Source organism: Arthrobacter sp. JCM 19049 (assembly GCF_001310435.1).
The window spans coordinates 1-26,349 of record NZ_BAXF01000008.1; the positions used below are offsets into that span (position 1 = coordinate 1).

Annotated in this window: 25 protein-coding genes, 1 tRNA gene, 8 pseudogenes and 2 riboswitches; of the genes and pseudogenes, 16 read left to right on the top strand and 18 right to left on the bottom strand. The window is 62.7% G+C overall.

What is annotated here, in order from left to right:
* Nucleotides 1–45 precede the first annotated feature (45 nt).
* Nucleotides 46–492, bottom strand: a complete 447-nt coding sequence (locus JCM19049_RS01105; RefSeq protein WP_279402173.1) for a uracil-DNA glycosylase — start codon at nucleotides 490–492, stop codon at nucleotides 46–48.
* Complete coding sequence (locus JCM19049_RS17705; protein WP_279402174.1) at nucleotides 489–758, bottom strand: hypothetical protein; 270 nt, start codon at nucleotides 756–758, stop codon at nucleotides 489–491. Before JCM19049_RS17705 ends, JCM19049_RS01105 begins: the two co-directional genes overlap by 4 nt.
* 155 nt (nucleotides 759–913) lie before the next feature.
* Here JCM19049_RS17705 and JCM19049_RS01110 point away from each other — a divergent pair, with 155 nt between their 5' ends.
* The 4 genes and pseudogenes from JCM19049_RS01110 (at nucleotide 914) to groEL (ending at nucleotide 3,773) form a co-directional block, all read left to right on the top strand.
* Entirely contained in the window at nucleotides 914–1,201 is a 288-nt protein-coding gene (locus JCM19049_RS01110; protein ID WP_138174850.1) for a DUF3263 domain-containing protein, read from the top strand.
* A 181-nt stretch (nucleotides 1,202–1,382) separates the two neighbouring features.
* Nucleotides 1,383–1,862 carry a LytR C-terminal domain-containing protein gene (locus tag JCM19049_RS01115; RefSeq protein WP_054820539.1) on the top strand — a complete coding sequence of 160 codons (480 nt, stop codon included), beginning with the start codon at nucleotides 1,383–1,385 and terminating at the stop codon, nucleotides 1,860–1,862.
* Nucleotides 1,863–2,214: 352 nt separating this feature from the next.
* Complete coding sequence (locus JCM19049_RS17710) at nucleotides 2,215–2,796, top strand: TCP-1/cpn60 chaperonin family protein (protein ID WP_279402175.1); 582 nt, start codon at nucleotides 2,215–2,217, stop codon at nucleotides 2,794–2,796.
* A 56-nt stretch (nucleotides 2,797–2,852) separates the two neighbouring features.
* Nucleotides 2,853–3,773, top strand: a pseudogene (gene groEL, locus JCM19049_RS17715) (chaperonin GroEL).
* Nucleotides 3,774–3,904: 131 nt separating this feature from the next.
* On the opposite strand, the gene JCM19049_RS21955 reads toward groEL, so the two are convergent.
* The 7 genes and pseudogenes from JCM19049_RS21955 to JCM19049_RS01155 form a co-directional block, all read right to left on the bottom strand.
* Entirely contained in the window at nucleotides 3,905–4,153 is a 249-nt protein-coding gene (locus JCM19049_RS21955) for a hypothetical protein (RefSeq protein ID WP_054820540.1), read from the bottom strand.
* Nucleotides 4,154–4,373: 220 nt separating this feature from the next.
* Complete coding sequence (locus JCM19049_RS21960; RefSeq protein ID WP_306420612.1) at nucleotides 4,374–4,790, bottom strand: DUF4031 domain-containing protein; 417 nt, start codon at nucleotides 4,788–4,790, stop codon at nucleotides 4,374–4,376.
* A 43-nt stretch (nucleotides 4,791–4,833) separates the two neighbouring features.
* Complete coding sequence (locus JCM19049_RS01135; protein WP_279402176.1) at nucleotides 4,834–5,124, bottom strand: WXG100 family type VII secretion target; 291 nt, start codon at nucleotides 5,122–5,124, stop codon at nucleotides 4,834–4,836.
* A 145-nt stretch (nucleotides 5,125–5,269) separates the two neighbouring features.
* Nucleotides 5,270–6,550, bottom strand: coding sequence for a HAMP domain-containing sensor histidine kinase (locus JCM19049_RS01140; protein WP_054820541.1), 1,281 nt, complete (start codon nucleotides 6,548–6,550; stop codon nucleotides 5,270–5,272).
* Nucleotides 6,526–6,795 carry a hypothetical protein gene (locus JCM19049_RS01145; protein ID WP_054820542.1) on the bottom strand — a complete coding sequence of 90 codons (270 nt, stop codon included), beginning with the start codon at nucleotides 6,793–6,795 and terminating at the stop codon, nucleotides 6,526–6,528. The genes JCM19049_RS01140 and JCM19049_RS01145 overlap by 25 nt, the downstream gene beginning before the upstream one ends.
* 38 nt (nucleotides 6,796–6,833) lie before the next feature.
* A pseudogene (locus JCM19049_RS01150) lies at nucleotides 6,834–7,539 on the bottom strand (response regulator transcription factor).
* Between the two features lie 71 nt (nucleotides 7,540–7,610).
* A complete protein-coding gene (locus JCM19049_RS01155; protein WP_279402177.1) occupies nucleotides 7,611–7,838 on the bottom strand; it encodes a hypothetical protein in 228 nt (75 codons plus the stop codon).
* A 226-nt stretch (nucleotides 7,839–8,064) separates the two neighbouring features.
* On the opposite strand from JCM19049_RS01155, the gene JCM19049_RS01160 reads away from it, so the two are divergent.
* Together JCM19049_RS01160 and JCM19049_RS01165 are read left to right on the top strand one after the other, a co-directional pair.
* Complete coding sequence (locus JCM19049_RS01160; RefSeq protein WP_054820557.1) at nucleotides 8,065–8,448, top strand: cold-shock protein; 384 nt, start codon at nucleotides 8,065–8,067, stop codon at nucleotides 8,446–8,448.
* A gap of 3 nt (nucleotides 8,449–8,451) precedes the next feature.
* Nucleotides 8,452–9,078, top strand: coding sequence for a DUF3027 domain-containing protein (locus JCM19049_RS01165; RefSeq protein ID WP_054820544.1), 627 nt, complete (start codon nucleotides 8,452–8,454; stop codon nucleotides 9,076–9,078).
* A 111-nt stretch (nucleotides 9,079–9,189) separates the two neighbouring features.
* Here the strand turns inward: JCM19049_RS01165 and serC are convergent.
* Nucleotides 9,190–10,309 (bottom strand): annotated as a pseudogene (gene serC / locus JCM19049_RS01170) (phosphoserine transaminase).
* Between the two features lie 256 nt (nucleotides 10,310–10,565).
* Here serC and JCM19049_RS01175 point away from each other — a divergent pair.
* The 5 genes from JCM19049_RS01175 (at nucleotide 10,566) to JCM19049_RS01195 (ending at nucleotide 14,584) form a co-directional block, all read left to right on the top strand.
* A complete protein-coding gene (locus tag JCM19049_RS01175; RefSeq protein WP_374700196.1) occupies nucleotides 10,566–11,147 on the top strand; it encodes a metal-dependent transcriptional regulator in 582 nt (193 codons plus the stop codon).
* A 205-nt stretch (nucleotides 11,148–11,352) separates the two neighbouring features.
* Nucleotides 11,353–11,527: riboswitch (cyclic di-AMP (ydaO/yuaA leader) on the top strand.
* Between the two features lie 134 nt (nucleotides 11,528–11,661).
* Entirely contained in the window at nucleotides 11,662–12,342 is a 681-nt protein-coding gene (locus JCM19049_RS01180; protein WP_054820545.1) for a hypothetical protein, read from the top strand.
* Nucleotides 12,339–12,566 (top strand): M23 family metallopeptidase, encoded by a 228-nt coding sequence (locus JCM19049_RS01185; protein WP_054820546.1) that lies wholly within the window; start codon nucleotides 12,339–12,341, stop codon nucleotides 12,564–12,566. Before JCM19049_RS01180 ends, JCM19049_RS01185 begins: the two co-directional genes overlap by 4 nt.
* 66 nt (nucleotides 12,567–12,632) lie before the next feature.
* Nucleotides 12,633–12,827, top strand: a riboswitch (cyclic di-AMP (ydaO/yuaA leader).
* A 4-nt stretch (nucleotides 12,828–12,831) separates the two neighbouring features.
* On the top strand, nucleotides 12,832–13,755 hold the full coding sequence (locus JCM19049_RS01190; protein WP_279402178.1) for a C40 family peptidase: 924 nt from the start codon (nucleotides 12,832–12,834) through the stop codon (nucleotides 13,753–13,755).
* Between the two features lie 334 nt (nucleotides 13,756–14,089).
* Complete coding sequence (locus tag JCM19049_RS01195; RefSeq protein WP_054820548.1) at nucleotides 14,090–14,584, top strand: HNH endonuclease; 495 nt, start codon at nucleotides 14,090–14,092, stop codon at nucleotides 14,582–14,584.
* Between the two features lie 73 nt (nucleotides 14,585–14,657).
* Here the strand turns inward: JCM19049_RS01195 and JCM19049_RS17725 are convergent, their stop codons facing one another.
* Together JCM19049_RS17725 and JCM19049_RS21965 are read right to left on the bottom strand one after the other, a co-directional pair.
* Nucleotides 14,658–14,858: a hypothetical protein gene (locus JCM19049_RS17725; RefSeq protein WP_279402181.1), complete on the bottom strand. Its 201-nt coding sequence runs from the start codon at nucleotides 14,856–14,858 to the stop codon at nucleotides 14,658–14,660.
* A gap of 50 nt (nucleotides 14,859–14,908) precedes the next feature.
* A pseudogene (locus JCM19049_RS21965) lies at nucleotides 14,909–15,196 on the bottom strand (NUDIX domain-containing protein); the annotation flags it as partial.
* Nucleotides 15,197–15,351: 155 nt separating this feature from the next.
* Between JCM19049_RS21965 and JCM19049_RS01205 the strand changes: the two are divergent.
* Nucleotides 15,352–15,897: pseudogene (locus tag JCM19049_RS01205) on the top strand (ROK family protein); the annotation flags it as partial.
* A gap of 113 nt (nucleotides 15,898–16,010) precedes the next feature.
* Entirely contained in the window at nucleotides 16,011–16,484 is a 474-nt protein-coding gene (locus JCM19049_RS01210) for an ROK family protein (protein WP_279402179.1), read from the top strand.
* Between the two features lie 109 nt (nucleotides 16,485–16,593).
* Here the strand turns inward: JCM19049_RS01210 and JCM19049_RS01215 are convergent.
* Nucleotides 16,594–16,667 (bottom strand) — tRNA-Arg (locus JCM19049_RS01215).
* Between the two features lie 89 nt (nucleotides 16,668–16,756).
* Complete coding sequence (locus JCM19049_RS01220; RefSeq protein WP_279402180.1) at nucleotides 16,757–17,212, bottom strand: hypothetical protein; 456 nt, start codon at nucleotides 17,210–17,212, stop codon at nucleotides 16,757–16,759.
* 247 nt (nucleotides 17,213–17,459) lie between these two features.
* On the opposite strand from JCM19049_RS01220, the pseudogene pcrA reads away from it, so the two are divergent.
* The 3 pseudogenes from pcrA (at nucleotide 17,460) to sucD (ending at nucleotide 22,148) form a co-directional block, all read left to right on the top strand.
* Nucleotides 17,460–19,840, top strand: a pseudogene (gene pcrA, locus JCM19049_RS01225) (DNA helicase PcrA).
* Between the two features lie 227 nt (nucleotides 19,841–20,067).
* A pseudogene (gene sucC / locus JCM19049_RS01230) lies at nucleotides 20,068–21,230 on the top strand (ADP-forming succinate--CoA ligase subunit beta).
* Nucleotides 21,231–21,246: 16 nt separating this feature from the next.
* Nucleotides 21,247–22,148 (top strand): annotated as a pseudogene (gene sucD, locus JCM19049_RS01235) (succinate--CoA ligase subunit alpha).
* A 226-nt stretch (nucleotides 22,149–22,374) separates the two neighbouring features.
* On the opposite strand, the gene JCM19049_RS01240 reads toward sucD, so the two are convergent.
* The 4 genes from JCM19049_RS01240 to JCM19049_RS01255 all read right to left on the bottom strand — a co-directional run bounded on the left by JCM19049_RS01240 (nucleotide 22,375) and on the right by JCM19049_RS01255 (nucleotide 25,985).
* Nucleotides 22,375–22,578 carry a hypothetical protein gene (locus JCM19049_RS01240; protein WP_054820552.1) on the bottom strand — a complete coding sequence of 68 codons (204 nt, stop codon included), beginning with the start codon at nucleotides 22,576–22,578 and terminating at the stop codon, nucleotides 22,375–22,377.
* Nucleotides 22,579–22,862: 284 nt separating this feature from the next.
* Entirely contained in the window at nucleotides 22,863–24,284 is a 1,422-nt protein-coding gene (locus JCM19049_RS01245) for a DEAD/DEAH box helicase (protein WP_374700197.1), read from the bottom strand.
* The gene (locus tag JCM19049_RS01250; RefSeq protein ID WP_054820554.1) at nucleotides 24,167–24,736 is read right to left on the bottom strand and encodes a hypothetical protein; all 570 of its coding nucleotides are present in this window, start codon (nucleotides 24,734–24,736) and stop codon (nucleotides 24,167–24,169) included. The genes JCM19049_RS01245 and JCM19049_RS01250 overlap by 118 nt, the downstream gene beginning before the upstream one ends.
* A gap of 121 nt (nucleotides 24,737–24,857) precedes the next feature.
* Nucleotides 24,858–25,985, bottom strand: a complete 1,128-nt coding sequence (locus tag JCM19049_RS01255) for a hypothetical protein (protein WP_054820555.1) — start codon at nucleotides 25,983–25,985, stop codon at nucleotides 24,858–24,860.
* Nucleotides 25,986–26,349 lie beyond the last annotated feature (364 nt).

The window sequence follows — 26,349 nt, forward strand, 5'->3', positions numbered from 1 at the left end:
GCTGCCAATCCACCGGCGGCAGGCCCAGCTGCTGCAGTTCACGATTCACCGCGCTGAAGGCCGGGAGCCGAAGAAGCCGCGGGAGGCCGACAGCGGCGAGGGGTGGGCGCTGCGCAACTGAACCATTGCCGGCATCGCCGGAGCCAGTTTTTGGGCGTGCGCACCCCACAGGATCGCGACCACCGCCGGGGTGCGGCGGTTCAGCGTGGTAATCACCGCGTTGGTCACCGCATCCCACCCGAGTTTCTGGTGCGATCCGGCCTGCCCGGCACCCACCGACAGCGTCTGGTTCAGCAGCATCACCCCCTGCTCCTGCCAGGCGCTCAGGTCCCCGTGGACCGCCGGCGCCACGCCCAGGTCATCTTCCAGTTCCCGGTAAATGTTCTTCAGGCTGCGCGGCAGCGGGCGAACCTGCCGGTCGGTGGAAAAGCTCAGCCCCACCGGGTGGGACGGTGTCGGGTAGGGATCCTGGCCCAGGATCAGCACCTTCACCCGCTGAACGGGCAGCTGCAGGCACGCAACATCAGCCGGGGTTCGGGCAGAATCTGTTCACCGGTCAGCGAACGTTCCGAGAGCCGGCGGGCCAGGGTGCGCAGCGTGTGGTCCAGCGGCAGCAGCGTTGACACCCAGCTCGGATCGATGACCCCGGTCTCGGCCATCGCCGCCGCGCCGTGGAAGAACGGGAAATCCTCGGGCGTGAAGCTCGCCGCGGCGGGCTCGGCGGATGCGGCGAACAGGGCCGGTTGGTCGAAGCTCATGGCACCATTCTTCCCTGCCGCGGCCCGTCGTGCGAAGCGTCACCGGGAACCGGCGGAGGAAAACGGCTAGAATTGTCTATGGCGTAGCGCCGGGAATACCCAGATGGAAGAGTGTTCCCCAGTGGTTTCAACGGTTTGGATCGAGGTGGATGAGCATGGCGGATGAAGGCATCTTGGTGGATTTCGTGATGAATCCAGATAGCGAGCTCGATGAGCGCTCGCAGCAGATCCTGAGCATGGAGCGGCTGTGGTGGAAGTATGCCGGGGCCAAGGAACAGGCCATCACCAAGCAGTTCTCCATCTCGCCGGCGAACTACTACCAGCTGCTGAATCAGCTTATTGAAACGGATGCGGCGCTGGCCTACGATCCGATGCTGGTCAAGCGGTTGCGTAGACTACGAACTACCAAGCGTCGTGTCCGCACCGGCAACGCCAAGTACTGACCAGTTACTGAGCCAGGCGTGCCCGGAGACCGGCAAGACATCGAACAAGGACGAGAATGACCAACTACCCACGTGACGAATTCGATCGCGTACCGGAGTTCAACACCCGCGTTGGGTCGCACCATGCCAATGGCTGGGCACAGGCTGCCGCCTCCAAGGACAAGGTGGAAAGTTCCGTTGGGTGGCCATTGCCGCTGTGCTGGTGCTGCTGGTCGGCGTCGTCTCCTACTTCTTCTTCGGCCCCAATGGGCAAAACCAGCTGATGGGGTCCACCCCCACGCCCAGCCCCACCGCCTCGGCCAGCGCCGAGCCGAGCTCCGAGAGCCCCAGCCCGAATGAGTCGCCCACGGCCTCCAGCACCATTGACGAGGATCTGGTGCTGTACCAGGTGCGCGTGGGGATCTACAACGGCGCGGGGGTCGCCGGAATTGCCGGTCAGGCCCAGCAGCTGCTGCTCGATGAGGGCTTCACCGGATCCTTCACGGACAACTGGGTGCGCGATGAAACCGAGTCCGCGGTCTACTACACGACCGAGCAGTACCGGATGACCGCCGAAATGGCGGCCGAGGTGTTGCAGATCGAGGCCGTCTACCAGACGCAGAACATCCCCAACCCGGTCACCGTGGTGCTGGGGGCGGATGACCCGCTGCCCAGCGAGTAAGACGCACCTACGCTCACAGCCGACTAGCTTGCACTCGAGGGGCTGGAGTGCCAATATTTGTATTAGCACTCTAGTGCTTCGACTGCTAACGCAGGCGGGTGGAGCTGACCTTCACCCTTCGCGGCGGCGGATTCGAGGCGCCGGAGCAAGAAACACCTCAGATAGCGAGAGTCAGTACGCGTCGCGGTCCGATGCCGCCCGCGGAACCCTCGTCCGTCGCGGGCGCTGTCTGGCGGTTGCATTTTCGCAAGCTAGTCCCGAAAGGACCACCAGCCACTATGGCCAAGATGATTGCATTTGACGAGGAAGCACGCCGCGGCCTCGAGCGCGGCTGAACACTCTGGCCGATGCCGTGAAGGTCACCCTGGGCCCGCGCGGTCGCAACGTTGTTCTGGAAAAGAAGTGGGGCGCTCCCACCATCACCAACGACGGTGTCTCGATTGCCAAGGAAATTGAGCTTGAGGACCCGTACGAGAAGATCGGCGCCGAGCTGGTCAAGGAAGTCGCCAAGAAGACTGACGACGTCGCCGGTGACGGCACCACCACCGCCACCGTGCTCGCCCAGGCCCTGGTGAAGGAAGGCCTGCGCAACGTCGCCGCCGGCGCCGACCCGATCGCGCTGCGCCGCGGCATCGACAAGGCTGTTGAGGCAGTCACCTCCGAGCTGTTCACCGCAGCGAAGAAGGTCGAGTCCAAGGAGCAGATCGCGGCCACCGCTTCGATCTCCGCTGGCGACAACGAAATCGGCGGTCTGATCGCCGAGGCGCTGGACAAGGTCGGCGAGCAGGGTGTCATCACCGTCGAGGAATCGAACACCTTCGGCCTGGAGCTTGAACTGGCAGAGGGCATGCGCTTTGACAAGGGCTACATCTCGGCCTACTTCGTCACCGACGCAGAGCGCAGGAAACCGTCCTGGAAGACCCCTACATCCTGATCGTCAACTCCAAGATCTCCAACGTCAAGGAAATGGTCGGTCTGCTGGAGAAGGTCATGCAGTCCAACAAGTCGCTGCTGATCATCGCCGAAGACGTCGAGGGCGAAGCCCTGGCCACCCTGATCCTGAACAAGATCCGTGGCCTGTTCAAGTCCGTCGCCGTCAAGGCCCCGGGCTTCGGTGACCGCCGCAAGGCCATGCTCACCGACATCGCCATCCTCACCGGTGGCCAGGTCGTTTCCGAGGAAGTTGGCCTGTCCCTGGACAACGTCGGCCTGGAGGTGCTGGGTACCGCCCGCAAGGTCGTCATCACCAAGGACGAGACCACCATCGTTGAAGGCGGCGGCGAAGCCGACGCCATCGAGGGTCGCAAGAACCAGATCGCTGCCGAGATCAAGAACACCGACTCGGACTACGACCGCGAGAAGCTGCAGGAGCGCCACGCCAAGCTCTCCGGCGGTGTCGCCGTGCTGAAGGCCGGCGCCGCCACCGAGGTGGAGCTCAAGGAGCGCAAGCACCGCATCGAGGACGCCGTGCGCAACGCCAAGCTGCCGTGAAGAGGGCATCGTCGCCGGCGGTGGCGTGGCCTGATCCAGGCCGGTGCCGCTGCCTTCGAGAAGCTGACCCTGGAAGGTGACGAGGCCACCGGTGCGAACATCGTGCGCGTTGCCATCGAGGCCCCGCTGAAGCAGATCGCCGCCAACGCTGGCATGGAGCCGGGCGTTGTGGCCGACAAGGTCAAGGGCCTGTCCGCAGGCCACGGCCTGAACGCCGCCACCGGCGAGTACACCGACCTGCTGGAGGCCGGCGTGAACGATCCGGTGAAGGTGACCCGTTCGGCCCTGCAGAACGCTGCATCGATCGCCGGCCTGTTCCTGACCACCGAGGCCGTCGTGGCAGACAAGCCGGCTCCGGCCGGTGCCGCTGCCCCGGGTGCCGACGAGATGGCAGGCATGGGCGGCATGGGCGGCTTCTAGCCTCCCGCGTTCAACCCAACACTGCGCGAAACCCGCTCCACCGCAACCGGTGGGGCGGGTTTCGCCGTTAACCGCCGCCGCAGCTGGCACGCTGCGGTGCCTTGCCGCGGCTGGGGCCGGCGGGCAGTGTTTTAGCTCCAGCGCGAGAGCTGTTCGATTTCCTGGCTGAGGTTCGCCCGGGCGGACGCTTCCCAGCGCTGCAGGCCCAAGGGGGTGGCGAAGATCTGTTCCTTGTCCAACAACGCCTGCAGGATCTGGGAGCGTCCGGCGGCAAAGTCCTTCTGCGGCAGGTGCGAATATTCCTCGGCGATCGCCGCAGTGTAGCGCTGGTAGGCGGCCGGTGGCCTGGCCAGCACCTCAAGGTCGGCATCGGAAAACATCTGCCCAGATAGTCCGCGGCCTGCGGGCGGTGTGTGGTGGTCAGCAGCACCAGGCGGCGCACCTCGCCCACCGCGCCCGGGGAGATGAGCCCGTAGAGCCGGGCTTCGGCCAGGCGGGCGGAGTCCTGCTCGTCCTGGGCGGTGCCCCGGTAGACGGCATCGTGGAACCAGGCGGTCAGTTCCAGGATCTGTCGTTCGTCCTGCTCCAGGTCTTCGGGCATCAGCTCATCCAGGGCCTCAAGAACCGACAAGAGGTGAACCCGGTCGTGGTATTTGCGGTGCCCCTGGCTCCAGGCTGCCAACAGCTCCCTGCCCAGTCCGGGCACCTCCAGGTCCGCACCCAGCGGCGCAGCAGAATTTTGTCGAGCTTCTCGGGACGGTGCCGCCCGGGCACCCGAATCCCGGACGCCACCAGCCGGCGCACCAGTTCCCCACCCGAAACCGGCTGGGCCCCACTGTCCACCAGCTGCCGGTACCGGCGTTCCGGCACGTCATAGTGGTCACGGTCGAAGGCCCGCTGCGGCAGGCCGGTACGCCGGGCGAACTCATGCAGTTCCTGCAGCGAATGATCGGAGACCACATGGGAGAACAAGGTCCCATGGGCGGGCCAGAGCGGTGGGTCAATCAGGATGCTCATTGCCCCAGCCTACCGACGCTGTCCACGGGGTCAGGCACACGTCTCAGAAGCGAAACATGGACGCGTTGATGTTCTCCACTTCCTCATATTGGGTGGAGGCGTGGTGCAGGGCCGTGGCGATGGAGGAGAGCGACTCCTCGATGCGCACATGGGTGGCCCGCCATTCGCCGACAATTGCCTGGAACGACGCGGCGGCGGCGCCCTGCCACGTGCCCTGCAACTGGTCAAGGTTCATCTGCATGGCCGCCACTTCACTGCGCAACCGGTCGATGGTTCCCATGACGGCCTGGGACTTGATTTGCATGTCACCGGTGTCGGTGGAAAACGTGCTCACGATGGTCCTGCCTTTCCAAGGGGTTGTGATGCCCCCACGTTAAGGCTGTGCTGGTCCTGAACCGCGGGTGGTGGACCGATTGTGGATCAGACGGTGCATGAAACGGAACTGGTCCGGGCCGGGGCGTGATGCACCGGCCCGGTCTCTAGTCCTCGTCATCGTCGTCGTAGTGCTCCTCCACCGGAATGTAGGGCAAGTGTACTGCGAGGGTGGCCCCGCCGCCGGGGGTGTCCTCCACCTGCACGTGGCCGCCGTGCTGTGCCACGATGGCCGCTACGATCGCCAGTCCCAGCCCCGAGCCGCCGGTTTCACGTTGCCGGGAACTGTCGGCGCGGTAGAAGCGTTCAAAGATCTTCTTCGCGTCTTCTTCCGGAATGCCCGGGCCGTGATCGCGGATCTGGATCACCGCATCAATTTGGTCACCAACCTGGGACTTCACGCCGACCGCGATCTCCAGGGGCGAATCTTGTGGAGTGTAGCGCAACGCGTTGGTCAGCAGATTTGCCACGACCTGGCGGATGCGGGCCTCATCCCCGCGCGTGCTGGCCGGGGCCGGGACCGAGGAATGCAGACCCACCAGTTTGACCTCGCGCTCCGGGGCCCGCACCCGGGTGTCTTCCACCGCGTCCTGCCCCAGCACCAGCAGGTCCACGGGTGCCATCTCCAGCGCGCGCTGTTCATCGAGCCGGGCCAACATCAACAGGTCTTCGACCAGTTGGGCCATCCGCTTTGATTCGGCCTCGATCCTGCCCATCGCCGAGTCCAGGGCCTCGGGATCCGCCAATCCGCCGTGACGGTAGAACTCGGAGTAGCCCTGGATGGTCACCAGCGGGGTACGCAGCTCATGTGAGGCATCCTGGATGAAGCGACGCATCTTGCGTTCGGAATGCTCCCTGTCCTTGAATGCCCGCTCGATCTGGGCGAGCATCGCGTTCAGGGAGCGCGATAGGCGCCCGACCTCGGTTTCCGGCGGGTAATCGCGCACACGCTGGGTCAAGTCACCATCGGCAATCATCGCCGCGGTGCGTTCAACGCGCACCAACGGCAGGAAAGCGCGCGTGGTAACCCCGTAGGCGATCATGGACATGATCAGGGTAGCCAACAACCCGGTGGACAGCACCAGAACCGTGCTCTTGGAAACCGTGTCCTGCACCGTGTCCAACGGCAATGCAATAAAGAGATTCGCATCGGAACTGGGCATCGGAACCACCATGGCCCGCCAGCCGATGCTGGCCGGATAGATCCCCGGGACGGTGACCGGATGCCATGGGGTTTCGGCCAGTTTCGCGGTCTGCTCGGGCGCCAGCAACGGCGAATCCATGCCCGTGGGCGTAACCCGGCTGCGCGGCATGATGTACACGATCTTGCCCGAATCATCCCGGATGTCGGCGTACGCGCGGTTCAGCCCCAGCAAGGTGGTGTCCACCCCGGTTTGCTGTTGCGGGTTGCGGTCCCCGTCCAGGCATAGCGGTAGGCCTGGTTCAGTCCGTAGGAAAGCGTGGGTCCGGCCGCCAGCAACTGGTCATCTATCTGCTTGGTCAGCGAGATGCGCAGCGACTGGGCCGAGCCCACGGCGGTGGCGATGACCCCGAGGATCATCAGGCCGCACATCAGCATGACCAGTTTGGTGCGCAGCGAGGTACGGCGCCACGAGAGTCTCAGAGCCTGCATGTAATGACCTTACAAGTCCGCCGTTGCGAACTGGGTCATTAGCGGCGGTCCGGGGTGCGCATCAGGTAACCGACGCCGCGCTTGGTCTGGATCAGTGCCGGCCACTCGGGACGGTCGACCTTGCGGCGCAGGTAGGAGATGTAGGACTCCACGATGGAGGCGTCCCCGTTGAAGTCGTACTCCCACACATGGTCCAGGATCTGCGACTTGGACAGCACCCGGTTCGTTCATCATCAGGTAACGCAGCAGCTTGAACTCGGTGGGGGACAGGTCGATGATTTCTCCGGCGCGGCGCACCTCGTGGGCGTCGTCATCCAGTTCCAGGTCGGCGACGGCGATGGTCGCGTTTTCTTCCTCGCCGGTGTGGGTGCGACGCAGGACCGCACGGATGCGGGCCACGACCTCGTCCAGGCTGAAGGGCTTGGTGACATAGTCATCGCCGCCCACCGTCAGTCCGGTGACCTTGTCGGTGGTGTCATCCCGAGCGGTGAGGAACAGAACCGGGAAATGGCGTCCGGCGGCACGCAGCTTGCGGGTGATGGTGAAACCGTCCATATCCGGCAGCATGACGTCCAGGACCGCCAGATCCGGCTCGCCGGCTTCCACGGCGGCCAGCGCTTCGCGGCCGTTGGCGGCGGCGATGACCTCAAACCCGGCAAAACGCAGGGAGGTCGAAAGCAGCTCGCGGATGTTCGGTTCGTCGTCGACGACCAGCAGTTTGGCTTCAGGTGTCTTTGCACTCATAGGTTCCAGTCTGCAATCAGTTTCTGGGAGTTAGCTGAACGAGCTCTGGAAGGGCAAGGGTGCTGCCCCTGTTAACTCCTGCGTCGTTGCCGAATGGAATACGCAATAACCACGGCGCCGAGGATGAAGGCCACCGGAAGCCCGTACAATCCGACGCCCATGACCAGTGGAGGGACGGCGATGTGCTGGAAATACAGGACCAGCACCGCGACGAGCGCAAGTGTCGAAACCGCCGCCAGCGCAATGGTGAAACGGGTTATCCAGGTCATGGCAACAGAAGGGGTACTCACATAGACCAACGATACCGCTTTGTCTCGGCTGGGTTCAGGCGTCAAAAGATGAACCGGTGGGGCAGACAATGACATAATCTATTTAATTCGACTTGAATCGCGCCCGTCGATCGAGCACCCGGTAGAACAATAGGCAGTCCGGTTAGATGCTCCGCGCGGCACGGGGGGAAAACACGGCTCCAGGCCGGATGGCTGGAGACCCGGTGGCTGAGTAAAAAGAACGAGGTAAATGATCGTGCCCAGTGGCAAGGTTAAGTGGTATGAGAAGTCCAAGGGCTTTGGCTTCATCACGGCCGATGACGGCAAGGAGATCTACGTTAACGCGTCGGCGCTGCCCGAAGGCGTGATGGACCTGCGCCCTGGCACCCGGCTGGAATTTGGTATCGCCGACGGGCGGCGGGGGCCGCAGGCGCTGAGCCTGCGGATCCTGGATGAGGCCCCGTCGGTCGCCCGCGCCAAGCGCAAGAAGCCGGAACAGCAGGCGGTGCTGATCGAGGACCTGATCAAGTTGCTCGACCAGGTTTCCAATACCCTGCGCAAGGGCCGCTATCCTGAACACGCATACGGCAAGAAGGTTGCCACCGTGCTGCGCGCGGTGGCCGACGATCTGGACGCATAACTCATGGCTCGTAAACCCAAGCTCGACACGGTGCTCGCCGACGCGGTTGATACCGCCCGCGCTGCCCTGACTGAAATTGCCTCCGCCTCGGAAGTGGGCGACTACCAGGGCGTGGCGGTGGAAGGTGAGCGACTTGTCACCCATAGATTTATCGCCCATCGAGATGGCTATCGCGGGTGGAACTGGTTCGTGACCCTGGCCAGGGTGCCGCGGGCCAAGGCCAAGGACGCGACCGTGTGCGAAATCGGGATTATTCCCGGTGAGGAAGCCCTGCTTGCCCCGGCATGGGTGCATGGGCCGATCGCCTGGCCCAGGAGGAAGTGGAGGCCGCCGAGGCTGCGGCGCGCGAAGAAGCCGAAGGCGCTCACGCTGCTGACGGTGAAGCTGCCCCGGATCCCGAACACGAGGAACGTGCAAAGAACGACACGGGGCAGGACGGCACTGAGGCCGGGGAAGTGTCCGGCGCTGAGGAGGTCTCCACCGATGACGAGCCCGCAACTGAGGAACCGGAAGCCGCACAGGAACGGGGCAGGCGCCCAGTCCGCCGGCGACGTACCGCACAGCGAACCGCGGCACGTCGCCGCGCTGCCCAGCGCAATCGGTCGCGCCGTTCGTCCTAATCCAGGGTAGGGCCCCAACCACCGCAGACACGTGGCCGGGTGAGGTGCGGGAGACAAAAAGATGGAGGGAAGCACCCTGTGCTTCCCCTCCATCTTTTTCTCTTATGAAAAGAGCGGAACCCTAGAGCTGGTCAATCACGTAATCAATGCAGTCCAGCAGTGCCTGCACGTCGGAAGGTTCGATGGCAACAAAGGTCGCGATGCGCAACTGGTTGCGACCCAGCTTGCGGTACGGTTCAACATCCACGACGCCATTGGAGCGCAAGGTCTTGGCGATTGCCGCAGCATCAATGGAATCGTCGAAGTCGATCGTGGCGATGACATTCGAACGGTGCCCCGGGTCTTGGACGTACGGCTGGTCTCTTTGCGGGCCTCGGCCCATGCGTAGACCTTGCCAGCGCTTTCGGCGGTGCGAGCCGCAGCCACTGCAGTCCACCGTTGCTGTTCAGCCACTTGATCTGCTCATCGAACATGACCAGAGTCGCCAACGCCGGGGTGTTGTAGGTCTGGTTCTTCAGCGAGTTATCCAGCGCTGTCTTCAAGTTCAGGAAGTCCGGGATCCAACGGTCCGAGGCAGCAATCTCCTCGATTCGGGCAATGGCTGCGGGGGAGACCATGGCCACCCACAGCCCGCCGTCCGAGGCGAAGTTCTTCTGCGGCGCAAAGTAGTAGACATCTACCTCGTTCAGATCCACATCCAAACCGCCGGCTGCGCTGGTCGCGTCGACCACGACCAGGGCATCGTCATTCGCGCCGGGAACGCGCTTGACGGGTGCCGCCACGCCGGTCGAGGTTTCGTTATGCGCCCAGGCATAGACATCAACATCGGCCTCTGCCGAAGGCTGCGGTAGCGAACCAGGCTCGGCGCTAATGATGGACGAGGCGGAAAGGAAGGGGGCCTTGTCGGTCGCCTTGGCGAACTTGGAGCTGAACTCGCCGAAGGACAGATGCTGTGCCTTGTCGCGCACGAGCCCAAACGCGGCCGCATCCCAGAAGGCCGTGGAACCGCCCACGCCCAGCAGGACTTCATAGCCTTCCGGGGCCTTGAACAGTTCCTTTAGTCCTGACTGGACCGAGGCCACCAGGTTCTTGACCGGGGCCTGGCGGTGGGAAGTTCCCAGCAACCGCGGGCCGGCATCCACCAGGGCCTGAACCTGTTCGGGGCGAACCTTGGACGGGCCGGCGCCGAAGCGGCCGTCGACGGGAAGAAGGGACTGGGGAATGGTGATGCCGGTGCTCATCGCGCTCCTCTTGTAGCGATTGATTCGAAAGCGCGTTTTAGGACGTCCAAGCCCGGATGAGGGGAATTTAAGGCTCGCCAAACGCGTTCCACTAATATCTTCGCAAACCGGTCTGCGAAGAGGGAAAATTCGCGTCGTCGGTTACGTAGGCCGCGTAGGGGTCAGTGCACTAGTTGTCTGTTGCACACAGTAGAGTGGGTAACTGACGTCTCGTTTTACCGGCAAAACTTATTTGTTACTTTCAGGAGTGGCTACCGTGTCTGACCTAATCGATACAACTGAGATGTACCTGCGTACCATTCTTGAGCTTCAAGAAGAAGAGATTGTCGCTCTGCGTGCGCGGATTGCCGAACGTCTGGGCCACTCGGGTCCGACCGTCTCACAGACTGTCGCCCGCATGGAGCGCGATGGGCTGGTCGTGGTTTCCGCGGACCGTCACCTGGCTCTGACGGAAAAGGGTCACGAACTGGCCACCAGCGTGATGCGCAAGCACCGTCTGGCCGAACGGCTGCTCTCGGACATGATTGGCCTGGACTGGGAGTACGTCCACGAAGAGGCCTGCCGCTGGGAACACGTCATGAGCGACCGTGTGGAGCAGCGACTGTACGACCTGCTGGGTAAGCCGACCATTTCTCCCTACGGCAATCCGATCCCGGGTTTGGAAGTGCTAGGAGGGCCGAAGGTGTCGGAGATCTCCTATGAGGTAGAAAACCTTGACCAGGCGCTGGAAAACGGCAACGCCGGTCCACTGCCGATCGAACGACTGGCCGAGCCGATCCAGACTGACCCCATCCTGCTGGGCCAGCTGAATGAGGCGGAATCAAGCCCGGAGCAGTAGTAACGCTGGAACGGGCCGAGGATTATGTGGTGGTTCGCGTCGAGGGTATCGAGGGCGCGCTGGAGCTTCCGGTGGAAGTCAGCAGCCACGTTTTTGTCCGCACGGCCCAAAGATAACGAAATTGTAACTTTAGCGTTTGACCTGTAGTGTGTACTGCTGGTGTCACCTACTTTCTGACACCCGCAGGCACCGCAGTGAACACCGAGTATTGCCCTCACCGGAGCTATGCGAGAAACAAATCTAGGCAGTAGCGGGGGACCCAGACTTTGGCGTTGTCAACGCCTTGGGGTGAAGTCGTGCCTTCCACGGGTGAACGACCGGATATTTCTCAGGATCCGAACCCGACAGCTAACTTCGCAGGTGTGTCAACGTGAGAGGGAAAGTATTGGCAGAATCCAAGCCAAGCGGTCGCCGTCGGGCCGAGGGTGTTGAGCTTGATCCAACATTCGAAATCTTGAACGACGTTGCGAGCCGTCCGGCTGGTCGTCGGGCCCGCAGATCAGCTGCGTCTGACGTGGCACCGGCAGAACAGCGTGACTATGCAGGTCGCCGCTTTGAAAGCATTCAGCGCTACGGTGTTTCACCGCAGCAGGCCGACCTGGCCAGCAAATTCGCCGAGAACATTATTCCCCTCTCCGCTGCCAAAACAGCCGAGGCGCCTGTTCCGGCTAGTGATGACCTTATTGAAGAGCTGCGCTCGGTCAAGCGTCCGAAGAGCCGGCTCGGCTTCACTCACAAGGTTGCGGCTGTTGCTGCCGTCTCGGGCCTGACCCTGGCCGCAGTGACCCCCTACCTCGACGGCGCCGATCCGCAGAAGGCCGAAGCCTCGGCCCAGCGTACGGCTACCAGCGCCGTGGTGGACGTCCAGGCTCCGGGCAACAGCGGGCTTGAAGTCGAACGCGCAGCATTGACCTCCGACCGTTCGGAAGAGGTTAAGAAGGAAGAGAAGTTCTCCGAGGTCCTGACCGCCGCAGGCGGGGACATCTCTCGGATCGCGACCCCGGGGCTGCTGGATCGCCCGGTGGATTCCAACCGAATCACCTCTCCCTTTGGACATCGCAAGAACCCCACTGGTCCGGGCTTCATGAGCCACAGTGGCCTAGATTACGGTGTGGCATGTGGCACCCCGGTCAAGGCGACAGCTCGGGCACAGTTACCGTTTCGGGATGGGCGGGACATTCGGGTAAGCGTGTGACCCTCTCCCATGGAAATGGTCTGGAGACCGGCTACAGCCACAACTCTTCCCTGAAGGTTGAGGTCGGACAGAAGGTTGAGCGCGGACAGGTGATCGCGCTCAGCGGCACCACCGGTAACTCAACTGGGTGCCATGTCCACTATGAAGTGATCGTTGACGGCAAGTTCCAGAACCTGCTGGCTGGCTATAACGATCTCCGTCACCATTTCGTGACCGAAATGTGACAATCGAAAAAACATCCTGTAGGCTCGACAGCGTGCCTCGGGACAACCCGGGCAAAATTGCGTGAGAACCGAACACTGCCAACACGCAATAACACGTTATGAACAACTCGTACGGCAGTGGCGGGGGACCCAAACACCGGGTGGTTGGCTTAGGCCAAAAACCCTAGGGGTGAAGTGTGAAGAGAAGGAAACTTCGACTCCACCGAGGTAACTCCACTTCGAACCCGACAGCTTACCTCGTAGGTATCAAGGAGAGGCTTTAATTGTGACTAAGCGTCAATCGCAGGGGCGCCACCGCGCCGTGCCGGCACGCACCAACCCGTTGGAAGCTATTTCGCAGGCAGTGTCCTCGAACGCCGGTTCGGTCGGGCGCCAGGCCGCCGTCGTGGCCGCAGCTTCCGGTCTGATCGTTACCCTGGGTGTACCGGGCCAGGCCACCGCACCACGCGACGTTTCGGCAGCACCGGTTGACATCGTCAACCCGGAGCGCGTCGCCGTCAAGGCTGTTTCGGTTCCCGCCAAGAAGGCTGACAAGTTCGAAATCGAGCGCGCCAGCTTCACCGCAGAGCCGAAGCCGGAGCCGGTTGTCGTCGCCGTGGCCAATGAGGTCGCCCCGGTGAGCAATGACAACGCGCCGACCACTCGCGAGAATGCTCCGACCACTCGGAACAGCGTCTCGACCACTCGTAGCAGCGTCTCGACCACTCGTAGCAGCGCGTCGACCAATAGCGACAACGCTCCGATGACCCGCGAGAGCCGTTCGCAGACTCAGCGTTCTGCCGCCTCGGCTCCGAAGTCGAACGAGACCAAGGCTCCTAAGAAGGAGTCGACCAAGAGCGTTCCTGGTCTGTCCGGCATTGCCGCGACGGCCAGCAAGTACGTGGGCGCCCCGTACGTCTGGGGCGGCAACACCCCGTCCGGTTGGGATTGCTCCGGCTTCGTGAAGTACGTCTACGCACAGCACGGCATCAACATTGCCCGTGGCACCTCGGCCATCCTTGGCTCCGGTCAGTTCAAGCGCACCAGCAGCCCGAAGCCGGGCGACCTGGTGTTCCAGCGCGGCGGCAGCCACGTCGGCATCTACCTGGGTGGCGGCAAGATGATCGGTGCTCAGAACCCCACCACCGACACCAACATTCACCCAGTGACCCAGAACCCGCTTTACGGGTACTACACCCTGGCTCGCTAGGAACCTAGCAAACGATTAGGCCGCGGTGACGCTGATGCGTCACCGCGGCCTAAACCGTTTAACGTGTCTATCTCTACCCGGGACTTGATCCCCGCCAAGCGGCTTCGCATTGTCGCTCACCTCAGCCAACTGTTCGTTTCGGAAAAGCCCAGAAAGGCGTAGGGGCTGCGGTGAACAGTGTGCGTTCATTGGATTAAGAATGTGCGTGGCGAGCAAAATAGTTGCAATTCATGGTGATCTATCGCATAGGCTAGCGCTTGTGAGGACTGTCCAACAGCGCTTCGTGAGGCATGTGGTAGATGCAGCGCGCGGCGCTCCGGGGGAAAGTACATAGATGCGCACGCTGGTATTGAATGCAGGTTACGAGCCGCTGGCCGTGGTTTCATTTCGCAGAGCACTGCTGTTGGTGCTCGCCGACAAGGCTACGATTCTTTCAGCCGACGACAGCCGGCCGATAATCAGTGCCCACACAAGCCTTCCGCGGCCGTCGGTAATCGTCCTGAACCGTTATATTCGTCGTCCGCACCGGGTAATGAATCATGTCACCCGTCGCGGCGTATTGCGTCGCGATTCCTACAAGTGCGCCTATTGCGGACGTCCCGCCACCACTGTGGACCATGTGCTTCCGCGGTGCAAAGGCGGTAAGGACACCTGGGAGAATCTGGTCGCCGCGTGCTTCCCCTGCAATAGCCGCAAGGCCGATATGACGCTCTCGCAGCTCGGCTGGAGGCTGAAGGACACCCCGAAATGCCCGCGCTCAAACGTGTTGTTCATCCGTGGTCTGGAACGGGTTGAGCAGGACTGGGGGCAGTACCTGCAGGCCGTTTGAGCAGGAAGCTTCGTCTCTGCGTCACCGGTTTGCTCTCACCCCGTCAGCCGAGGGGAAGCACGCTCAGCGGATTCTAGCTCGCCTGGGTAAGTCGCTCGATAGCCTGGGGGAGTACGTGCTCGCGCAATAGGGGAGCGATGTCCTTGCGCTGCAGGGCTTCGTGGGGATCAACCCAGATGATCTCCTCCAGCTCAGCCTGCGGCCTGGGGGTATGTTCGAGCCGCCCGGCAAATAGATGTGCGCGCAGCCCGGTGTCAGGCTCATTGGCCGCCAAGCCTCCCAGATGCCAAGCGGTTCCAGATCTGACAAAGCGTAGCTAATTCCCAATTCTTCTTCAATTTCGCGCACCACTGCCTCATGGGCGCTCTCGCCGGGTTCGAGTTTCCCGCCTGGTTGCATGAACTTACTTGTGCCCCGCTTTCTCACCAGGAGCACTTTATTCTCGCTATTCATCAGACAAGCCGCTGCGACGGTCAAAAAGTTCTTCACTAAACGAGGATATCGCGTGTGAAAACGATCTACAGATGGTAACGTGCATTTATGGATCTTCAACTGTTTTATTTGAACTAACCGCATCGTCCTGAACTCGCACTTTATAGACGTGAACGGCATGTTTGAATTGCGGTTTGAATCGGAAGGATCGATCCATCAACTTTATAGATCAATGGAGCGCAGATGCGACGGGGCACCAACTTAGGCCGTTTGGGAGACTTCAACCAAGCAGTCATTCTTGAATCAATCCGCCGGGCACCAGATGGATCAGCCGGGTGGAACTGGCCGGGTCAACGGGGCTCTCCCCGCAGACTATTTCCAACGTGGTGCGGCGACTACTGGACGACGGGATTGTGCGTGAGGATCGCACCATCGTATCCGGTCCCGGTAAACCACGCACTGTCCTGGAGCTGGAAGGCAACCGTATGGTTGCCATCGGAATCCACCTGGACCCCAGCGTCCTGACCTTCGTGATGATGAACCTGCGCGGAGAGGTCATCCGGGAACGTCGCATCGATGTGCCCCACTCATCGGCCAGCAAGACCATCGAACTGATGGCGACTACGGTCAAGGAACTGATCGCCGAGGTGCGCATCCCGAAGAAGCACATCGTCGGTGTTGGCATCGCCGTTCCGGGTCCGGTGAACGTCGAGGATGGGGTCGTGCTCAACCCGCCGTTGCTGGACGGCTGGGCCGATGTGGACATCGTCGCACCATTGCGCAAGATGCTGCGCCTGCAGGTCATCATCGAGAAGGACACCATCGCCTCGGCGGTGGGTGAGCTGTGGCAGTCCAAGGAAGAGAAGACCGAGGACTTCGTCTTCGTGTACTGCGGTCACGGATTCGGCGCTGGCATTGTCTTCGATTCAGATGTCTACCGAGCTCCAGCAACAACGCCGGAGAAATCGGGCATTACTCCACCGGACACAAGTCGATGTTCTGCGACGAATGCGGCGCCGATGACTGCCTGGCAGCGGGCACCTCATATGAGTATGTGGCCAAGAAGGCCAAGGAACGCGGGTTGGATCTGCCCTACAGCGATGATATGGGCCCGGAACAGCGTTCCGAGGGCTTGAATCACCTGGTTGAGCTCGCCCAGCAGGGCAATGAGATCGCCAAGGACCTGATCAAGGAATCCATGATTCTGGTTGGCGAAGTGGTTGGACAGCTGGCCAACTCGCTGGATATCCGCCAAATCGTTTGCGGCGGACCGCAGTGGGAGCAGGTCAAGGACTTTGCCGAGGAAGGCATGAGCGAGGCCATCCGCCGCCGCTTTGCGCTGCGCCAGGTGCATGACATTGAAACCCGCACCTCGGTACTGGGCTCGAAGATCGGTGCCATCGGTGGAGCCTGCGCGGTGATGGATGCTTCGCTATCGCCGAAGGCCACCGCCCTGCTGCTGCGCTAAGTCCGACGGTCCGCCGCGCGCCGGCCCTCGCCCTGCACGGTACTGGGGCGCAGTGACCAAAAAGAAATCGCATTCGACCACGGTCGAATGCGATTTCTTTCTTAAGGTGTGCCCCTGGCCGGAATCGAACCGACGGCCTACCCTTTAGGAGAGGGTCGCTCTATCCTACTGAGCTACAGAGGCAGGCGTTTCACACGCACGCACAACACTATCTTAACCGGTTACCCGCTCAGAATTCCCCTGTTCGGACCCGGACGCAGACTGATGGTTGCTTAGCGTTGTGTCGCCTCCGCGTACTTTTGGCGGAAGGTGCGAATGAAGCGTCGAAGTCCCACCACCACGATGGTCAGCGCGCTGATAATGAGCAGATCCCATCGCAGGATGGTTAGTACTGAAGCAAGCTGGACGGCCGCGCCGTCAAGATCTGAGACAAACAGTGCGTCAATTGCCTGATTGCTCCACAAATCGACCACCACGAACAGCATCGGTGCCGCCCACGCCAGCCAGCGTCGAGAACGCGTGCGCACCCACTGGCCCAGGGTCAGCAGGCTAAAGAAGCCAAAGAGCAGTGGGAAGAACAGGCCCACGCTGCGGTGCACATAATTCAACTGGGCCACAGCATCCTCGTTCATCACCGAACGCAGGGTCTGAATCTGCTCTTCGGAAAAACCGAAAACGTACTGATCCGGCATGGGCTGACCACCGGACAGGTCGGCGAGCTGCCCCAAGGCCCACACGTGTAGTAGAAGAACAGCAGTACCGAGGTGACCAAGCCTGCCGAAATCAGGATCATCGCATTGGACTGCGCCTTGGCCTCACTGCGCGGAGCGGCTGGATTCATCGGCGCTACGGGCTGCTGCGCGAACTGTGAGGGTTTGCGGTATTCCTTGGATTTCCTGACCTTTTTTGCCATACCCCCATTATGCCGGGTGCATCACGGCAAGTGTCCCGGGTGCGACGTAGACTGGCACCACCATGGATTTTCTCTTTGACGACTTCACTCCCGAACCGGCAGTAAAGCCCCTGCCGAATGCCGATGAACTGTTGGTTGGAATGAATCCGCAGCAGGCCGAGGCGGTGAAGTATCACGGCGGGCCGCTGCTGATTGTCGCCGGTGCCGGTTCCGGCAAGACCCGTGTGCTGACCCACCGAATTGCCTACCTGTTGGCCACCGGCCGGGCCCGCGCTCACGAGATCCTCGCCATTACCTTCACCAACAAGGCCGCCGCGGAAATGCGCGAGCGTGCCTCCGACCTGATCGGTGAAGAACAGTCAAAGAAAATGTGGATCTCAACCTTCCACTCCTCGTGCGTGCGCATTCTTCGCGGCGAGGCTGCCACCATTGGGCTAAAGTCGAGTTTCTCCATCTACGACTCTGCCGACAGCCTGCGACTGATCACCATGATCGCCAAGGGCTTGGAACTGGATCCCAAACGATTCACCCCCAAGGCCATCGCGCACAAGATCTCCTCGCTGAAGAACGAGTTGATCGACGAGGAGGACTACGCTTCGTCAATCAACACCAATGATCCGTTCTCCCGTGCCGTGGCTGAAGTGTACCGCGGTTACGCTCAACGACTGCGCTCCGCAAACGCGCTGGATTTTGATGACCTGATCGCCCAGGTCGTCTACATGTTCCGTGCCTTTCCGGCGGTGGCGGACAACTACCGGCGCCGGTTCCGCCACGTGTTGATCGATGAATACCAGGACACCAACCATGCCCAGTACGCGCTGGTGCGCGAACTGACTGGCCCCCAGGGGCAGACCCCACCGGGGGAACTGACCGTTGTGGGCGACTCGGACCAGTCGATCTATGCCTTCCGCGGCGCTGACATCCGCAACATCGTGGAGTTTGAAAAGGACTACCCCCAGGCAGTCACGATCAAGCTGGAGCAGAACTACCGTTCCACCCAGAACATCCTCTCGGCGGCCAACGAGGTGATTAAGCGCAATCCGGAACGCAACGCCAAACGGCTGTGGACCGCCAGCGGGGACGGTGAACAGATTGTCGGGTATGTAGGGGAGTCCGAGTCCGACGAGGCCCGGTGGATAGCGGAGGAGATCCTGCGGCTGAACGACGAGCAGCAGGTGCGTCCCGGAGATGTGGCCATCTTCTACCGCACCAACGCCCAGTCCCGTGCGCTGGAAGAGCAGCTGATGCGCGTGGACCTGAAATACCGGGTGGTTGGCGGCACGCGCTTCTACGACCGCAAGGAAATCAAGGACGCGCTGGCCTACCTACGGATCCTGGTCAACCCGGACGATGACGTAAACGTGCGGCGGATCCTGAACGAACCCAAACGTGGCATCGGCGATCGGGCCGAAGGCGCGGTGGCGGCCCTGGCCGAGCGGGAGCGAATCACTTTCATGCAGGCGATGCGCCAGGCCGAGCAGGCACCGGGCCTCGGAACGCGCGGGCAGAAGATGATTGCCGCATTCGTCTCCATGATTGATGACCTGCAGACCGTGGCCGAGGGATCCGGGCCGGCAGAGGCGCTGGAAGCGGTACTGGAACAGACCGGATACCTGGAAACGCTGCGCGCCTCCAACGACCCGCAGGATGAATCACGCGTCGAAAACCTGGCCGAACTGGTTGCCGTGGTGCGCGATTACGTCAATGAAGAGCCCGAGGGCGGGTTGGAAGGCTTCCTGGAACGCGTGGCCCTGGTCGCCGACGCGACCAGATTCCTGAAGCCCCCAGCGACGCGGAGGGTGCAGCCATGGCCGCGCGGGAAGGCATGGTCACCTTGATGACCCTGCACACGGCTAAGGGGCTGGAGTTCCCGGTCGTGTTCCTCACCGGCATGGAACACGGCGTATTCCCGCACCAGCGCTCAATGACGGATGAAAAGGAACTGGCCGAAGAACGCCGACTGGCCTATGTGGGGCTAACCCGAGCCCGGGAACGGCTCTACCTGACGCGCTCGGAACAGCGCAGCCTCTGGGGACAGTCGCAGTACAACCCGGCCAGCCAGTTCCTGGAGGAGATCCCAGCCTCCCTCATCGACTGGAAGCGCGAGGGATCGGTGGGCGGATTTGGGGGCAGCTGGGGCAGCGGCTCCGGGTCACTGAACTTTGCCACCAGCCGGTACGAGCGCGGCAGCCACTGGGGCGCGGGCACCTCGGCGCCCGCTGCCAATCGGGTGGCGGCACCGGTGTCCAAGCAACGTGTCCAACAGAACAAAGACATCGTGATTCCCAAGGTGGGCCAGCAGGTCAAGCATGCCAGCTTTGGGCAGGGAACGGTGTTGGCGCTGGAAGGGGCCGGGGATAAGACCGTGGCCAAGGTGCAATTCCAAGACTCCGAAAAACGTCTGTTGCTGCGTTATGCGCCCCTGGAACTGGTCGATGGCTAGGGCGCATTCACGACCGTTGGCCACCGGCTGGGACCGAAAACACGTGACTCCGTTTTCTCTACGGCCGGTAAAACTGTGAACTATCGGAAAGTCGCGCTAGTCTGAGAGATGCGCACGGGCCAAGCGCCGGAAATCACGCCGACGTGTTGCTCTGCGCTCTCCATTGGGTGCGGTGCATTGCATCGTGCCGTGAGTCAGCTTGAACTTCGAACGAAGGACACATACCCGTGGACCTGTATGAATACCAGGCGCGCGATCTTTTCGAGGCACACGGCGTTCCCGTGCTTGCCGGCATCGTCGCCTACACTCCCGAGGAAGCCAAGGCCGCCGCAGAGAAGATTGGCGGCGTCGTTGTTGTCAAGGCTCAGGTCAAGGTCGGTGGCCGTGGCAAGGCCGGTGGCGTAAAGGTCGCCAAGACCGCCGATGAGGCCTTCGAGCACGCACAGAACATCCTCGGTATGGACATCAAGGGCCACACCGTGAACAAGGTCATGATCGCCCAGGGTGCCGACATCGCCGAAGAGTACTACTTCTCGGTGCTGCTGGACCGTGCCAACCGCAACTACCTGGCCATGTGCTCGGTGGAAGGCGGCATGGAGATCGAGCAGCTGGCCGAAGAGCGCCCGGAGGCACTGGCCCGCATCGCCGTTGACCCGCTGGTCGGTATCGACGCAGCCAAGCCGCCGAGATCGTCGAGGCTGCCGGCTTCGCCGAGGAACTGCGCGGCAAGGTCGCCGAGACCTTGCAGAAGCTGTGGGTTGTCTTCAAGGAAGAGGATGCCACCCTGGTCGAGGTCAACCCGCTGGTGAAGACCGGCGCCGGGGACATCGTTGCCTGGATGGCAAGGTTTCGCTGGATGACAACGCCTCAGAGGTCCGTCACCCGCAGCACGAAGAGCTGGAGGACAAGGCCGTAGCCGATCCGCTGGAGGCCAAGGCCAAGGCCAACGGCCTGAACTACGTCAAGCTGGACGGCGAAGTGGGCATCATCGGCAACGGTGCAGGCCTGGTCATGTCCACTCTGGACGTCGTCGCCTACGCGGGCGAGAACCACGCAACGTGAAACCGGCCAACTTCCTGGACATTGGTGGTGGCGCCTCGGCAGAGGTCATGGCCAACGGCCTGGACGTCATCCTGAACGACCCGCAGGTCAAGAGCGTCTTCGTGAACGTCTTCGGTGGCATCACCGCCTGTGACGCAGTGGCCAACGGCATCGTGGGCGCACTGAACACCCTGGCGACTCGGCCAACAAGCCGCTGGTGGTTCGCCTGGACGGCAACAAGGTGGAGGAAGGCCGCGCCATTCTGGCCGAAGCCAACCACCCACTGGTGACCCTGGCAGCAACCATGGACGAGGGCGCCGACAAGGCCGCCGAGCTGGCCAACAAGTAAGAGGGATTAGCGAACAATGAGCATTTACCTGAACAAGGACTCCAAGGTCATCGTCCAGGGCATCACCGGCGGCGAAGGCACCAAGCACACCGCCCTGATGCTTAAGGCCGGCACCAACATCGTCGGCGGCGTGAACGCCCGCAAGGCCGGAACCACCGTGACCCACGGCGAGAAGGACATCAAGGTCTACGGCACCGTGGCCGAGGCCAAGGCCGAGACCGGCGCTGACGTGTCGATCGTCTTCGTGCCGCCGAAGTTCACCAAGGATGCGGTCGTCGAGGCCATTGAGGCCGAGATTGGCCTGGTCGTGGTCATCACCGAAGGCGTGCCGGTGCAGGACTCGGCCGAGTTCTGGGCGCTGGCCCAGTCCAAGGTCGACGAGAACGGCAAGCAGATCACCCGCATCATCGGCCCCAACTGCCCGGGCATCATCACCCCGGGTGAGGCCCTGGTGGGCATCACCCCGAACAACATCACCGGCTCGGGTCCGATCGGCTTGGTCTCCAAGTCCGGCACCCTGACCTACCAGATGATGTACGAACTGCGTGACCTGGGCTTCTCCACCGCCATCGGCATTGGCGGCGACCCGGTCATCGGCACCACCCACATCGACGCCTGGAGGCCTTCGAAGCTGACCCGGAGACCAAGGCCATCGTGATGATCGGTGAAATCGGCGGCGACGCCGAGGAACGTGCTGCCGAGTTCATCAAGGCGAACGTCACCAAGCCGGTTGTTGGCTACGTGGCTGGCTTCACCGCTCCGGAAGGCAAGACCATGGGCCACGCTGGCGCCATCGTCTCCGGATCGGCCGGCACCGCCCAGGCCAAGAAGGAGGCCCTGGAGGCCGCTGGTGTGAAGGTCGGCAAGACCCCGAGCGAGACCGCTCGTCTGCTGCGCGAGGTGTACGAGGCGCTGTAAGCTGCCTGGCACCCGCACTGCGGGCCTGAAAAACCCCACTGCCTTAAAACCAATTGGTTTCAAGCAGTGGGGTTTTCCGCTGTCTTCGGCAGGTGCGGTGTGGAGGGCGTCCGCAGCAGGACGCGACGATCCCTCCAAGAGACGGATGCGGGAAGGCCCCGGCGCTGCCCCTGCGGCCCCCTCTGCGGCCGTACCGGGGACGGTCACCGTCCCCGGTGAGCGGCGCCTAGTCGCGCAGCCCGCCAGCCGCGTCGGTGTCCACCCGGAGGAAGGAGGAGCCGACCACCACGAAGGCCCCAGGAATCAGCAGCATCCGGTGCTTCGGGTTGTAAAAGATTTCGGTGAGCGAAGCGGCGACGACCCGGCGCAGCTTCTCCAGCAGGTGAACGTTTTCCAGGACGAGCTGTTCCTGCTCAGTTTCAATGACCACACTGTTGTGCTCGGTGCTGACCCTGGCAGCTAACCAGTCGTCGCTCGGGGCACCTAGCGTCTCCGATTTAATCAGGGACACGGATATGACCGCCTTCGATTCTTCGTTGTTTTGCCGAACGTCATTGTTGGCAAATGGGCGCGTGGACTGGTGCTCGCCTGTGTGGGGGACGTTTGGCACCGTGCACGCATATCGAATATAGCGCCCCGGACTGACAATAAGCTGATTTGATGACAATGTTTATCACACTGTTATGCCAAACGGTGGACTGAGCGGGCAGGCCGCTATTCCAGCAGGTCGCGGATGTCCTGCGCGGTGAGCGACTTGGCGAACCCGTCGGCTCCGTCCATGACCGTGGAGATCAGCTGCCGCTTGTTTTCCTGCAGCGCCACCACCTTCTCCTCGATGGTGCCCTGGGAGATCAGCCGGTAGACCATCACCCGGTTCTGCTGCCCAATGCGGTGGATCCGGTCAATCGCCTGGGCCTCAACGGCCGGGTTCCACCAGGGATCCAGCAGGAAGCAGTAGTCGGCCTCGGTCAGATTCAACCCGAACCCGCCGGCCTTGAGGGAGATCAGGAACAGCGGGGCGGTCCCGGCCTTGAAATCCTCAATGACCTGCGAGCGGTGTCGGGTGGAGCCGTCCAGGTACTCAAAGGCGATGCCCCGTTCGGTCAGCCGCTGGGCAAAGACCTTCAAAAACGAGGTGAACTGGGAGAACACCAGCGCACGGTGACCCTCGCTGATCACGTCCTCCAGGTTCTCGAACAGGGCATCGAGCTTGGAGGAGGAGATGTCTGCCAGCTGCGGGTCGACCAGCGCCGGATCCAGGGCGAGCATCCGCAGATGGGTCAGCGACTGGAAGATCGTGAACCGGTTGCGGTCCATATCCTGCACCAGATTCAGAATCTTCTGCCGTTCCCGGTTCAGGTGCGTCTCATACACATGCTGGTGCTCGTCGTTCAGCCGCACCAGCACCTGCTGCTCCTGCTTGGCCGGCAGGTCAAGCACCACCGACTCCTTGGTGCGCCGCAGCATGAACGGCTTGATCCTCCGGTGCAGCAGTGCCAGACGGTCCTTGTCGCCCAGCGTCTCAATGGGCCGGGCGAATTGCCGGTTGAACGTACTGGTGCTGCGGAAGAGCGAGGGAGCCACCAGCGCCAGCAGGGCGCCGAGTTCCCCCAGGTTGTTCTCCATTGGCGTGCCGGTCACGGCCAGCTTGAATGGGGCGCGGATTTCGGCCGCAGCGCGGTGCGCCTTGGTGTTGCGGTTCTTCACGAACTGCGCCTCATCCAGGATCAGGCCCGCAAACCGGGGAGCGGCGTACGCTTCGTCGTTCAGGCGCAGCAACGTGTAAGTGGTCAGCAGCACGTCATTCTCCGCGACCAGTTCGGCCAGCCGCCGCTCGGAGGGCAGCTTGCCCTCGATGCTGGTGACCCGCAGCGAAGGCGCGAAGCGTCGGATTTCCATCTCCCAGTTGGAGACCACCGAGCTGGGGGCCACGACCAGGAAGGGAGCCGGGGTGCGCTGGGCTGCTGGCAGCTGCTCGCGTGAGTGCGGGTGCTCCCACAGCTGCCGGGCATGGAGCATCAGCGCGATCGCCTGCAGGGTTTTGCCCAGGCCCATGTCATCGGCCAGGATCCCGCCGAATCCGCCGCGGTAGAGCCGTGAGAGCCAGCCGAACCCCTCCAGCTGGTAGGGGCGCAGCTCGGCCTGCAGGCCCTCGGGCAGTGTTGGAGCTCCTGCCCGGCAATGTCCAGCAGCGAACGCATCCGGGCGACGAACACATCGGCGCCGTCGATCCCGTCGGCCAGGTCGTTCAGCTCCTCGAACAGGGAAACCTGGAAGACCGAAACCTTCAGATCCGCGTCCTTGGGCTTGTCGTTGAGCATCTGGGCCTCGTCGACCAGGGCCTTGAGCTTGGCGAAGATCGGGTGGTCCAGGGAGAACCAGCTGTTGTCCGGCAACTTGACCTTCATCGCCCCGTTGCTCAGGGCCTCCACGATCGTGGAGAACGGGACCTCATGGGAGCCGACCGTGATCAACAGCCCCAGGTCCAGCCAGTCGTTCTTCTCAGAGTCCACGGCATTGATCTTCAGTTCGGGCAGCTCCGACAGCTTGCGGTAGACCGGGCGGACGCCGGTTTCGTTCAGCCGCACCCGCTGTTCTGCGCGCAACGCCGGAACCGTGTAGGAGACGAAGTCAATCAGCCCGTCGCCTGGTAGATGCGCGGATCCAGGGCATCGTTCTCCCGCCCGGTGCTTTCAAGCAGCACCCGGTTTAGCAGCGCGCGCAGCAGATCCTCCTGCGCCTGGTCGGGGACGACCTGGTCATCGGGGATTCCCGGGTAGGCGGATGGCGAAGTTGACCTCGGCCAGGTCCTCGGCGGGCCGCGCCGGGGCACCTGCCCGCTCTTGTCCTGTTCCGGCCGGGTCTTGGTGTAGTGGATGTCCACCGCCAGGTAGGGCGGCTCGAGTTCGGGCAGCACCAGGTCGGGGGAGGCGCTGCGCAGCGGGAAGCGGCGGGCCAGGCGCGGGTAGGCCGGGTGAAGAACTGCTCCTGCTCCGCGGCCGGGATCCGCAGCGGGGTGCGGTTCATGAACCAGCGCCGGTGTTGGGCTGCGATGGGCTGGGCGCTGGGTGCCAGCCAAATCCTTCGGCTGTCCTGCGGCTGCAGGTAAAAGCCGTGGTCCCCGATGGTTCCGGCGGGACTGTCCGGGTCCAACTCATGCTCCTGCCCGTCCAGGGTCAGGGTGCCGCTAAGCAGCAGGGCATCGTCCTCACGGGCGGCCTGCAGCTCGAATTCCGCGCGTGCGCCGACCTGCACCTCGGTGTCGTTGCGGGTGCCCATCAGTTCGATGCCCAGGTGCTGCGCCTCGTTGAGCATCGGCCAGAGCAGGGGTGAGGAATAGTTGTCCAAGAACAGCCAGTCCTCGTCCTGCTTGAACTGCAGCTGCGTGTTGCTGCGGGCCAGGGCGGCGAAGCGGGTAAACCAGTGGTGCTGTGAGTACAGCAGGTTCCAGCCGAAGGTCTTGTACACGATGGTGGTCCAGCGCAGCTGACCGCGCACCCAGCGGCCGTCCGCGCCGCGCACCATCGGCCGCACCCCGAGGCGGAAACGCTGGTTGCGGTTCAGGAATTGGGTGGTGCCCGAGGGCAGCCACTGCTGTTGGGCCTGGTTTTTGACGTCCAACACCAGGAACTGCAGCCCCATCGGGTTGACCGGGTCCGCGGCCGAGCGGGTCACCCCGATGGGGTTGAGCGGGTCGGCCTGTTCAAACCAGTCATCGATGCTGCGTTGCCAGCCGCGCTCCGGCTGCTCCTGCACCTGCTCCTGCGCCTGCCGGGCGGTGGCCAGTTTGTTCGCCGCCAGCACCAGGGCCGCCTCGTGGCGGCAGGGCCCCTCCACCTCACAGGTGCACTGCGCCTGGCGGATCTGCCATCCGTGGTGGCCCGTTCCAGCTGCACCCGTGGCTGGAACGTGTCGTCCTCGTCCTTGACCTCACCACGCAGTTCCGCATTATCCGCAACAAAATGCACGCCACTGACGGCGCCCGGGGTGCCAGCCAGCTGCTGGCCCAGGAAGTATGGCAAGTTTCCCAGGTAGGCAAGCAAAGTCCTGCCATCTACCTGCGGGGGTACGGCGTTGGTCATCCTCTCATCGTTTCACGTTCGGAGCTGGCAGGGAAAGTTGGGGTCATCGAATGTGCACAACACCTCCGCGCCACCGGATCCCCGCCCGCGTGCGCACCGGCCGGCGGCGCACCCGGCCG

Excerpts from the sequence above, each read along its gene's own strand:
- JCM19049_RS17705 (WP_279402174.1), bottom strand. The coding sequence starts at position 758 with ATGAGCTTCGACCAACCGGCCCTGTTCGCCGCATCCGCCGAGCCCGCC.
- JCM19049_RS01110 (WP_138174850.1), top strand. The coding sequence starts at position 914 with ATGGCGGATGAAGGCATCTTGGTGGATTTCGTGATGAATCCAGATAGC.
- JCM19049_RS21955 (WP_054820540.1), bottom strand. The coding sequence starts at position 4,153 with ATGTTTTCCGATGCCGACCTTGAGGTGCTGGCCAGGCCACCGGCCGCC.
- JCM19049_RS21960 (WP_306420612.1), bottom strand. The coding sequence starts at position 4,790 with ATGAGCATCCTGATTGACCCACCGCTCTGGCCCGCCCATGGGACCTTG.
- JCM19049_RS01145 (WP_054820542.1), bottom strand. The coding sequence starts at position 6,795 with ATGCAGGCTCTGAGACTCTCGTGGCGCCGTACCTCGCTGCGCACCAAA.
- JCM19049_RS01165 (WP_054820544.1), top strand. The coding sequence starts at position 8,452 with ATGGCTCGTAAACCCAAGCTCGACACGGTGCTCGCCGACGCGGTTGAT.
- JCM19049_RS01195 (WP_054820548.1), top strand. The coding sequence starts at position 14,090 with ATGCGCACGCTGGTATTGAATGCAGGTTACGAGCCGCTGGCCGTGGTT.
- JCM19049_RS01210 (WP_279402179.1), top strand. The coding sequence starts at position 16,011 with ATGTTCTGCGACGAATGCGGCGCCGATGACTGCCTGGCAGCGGGCACC.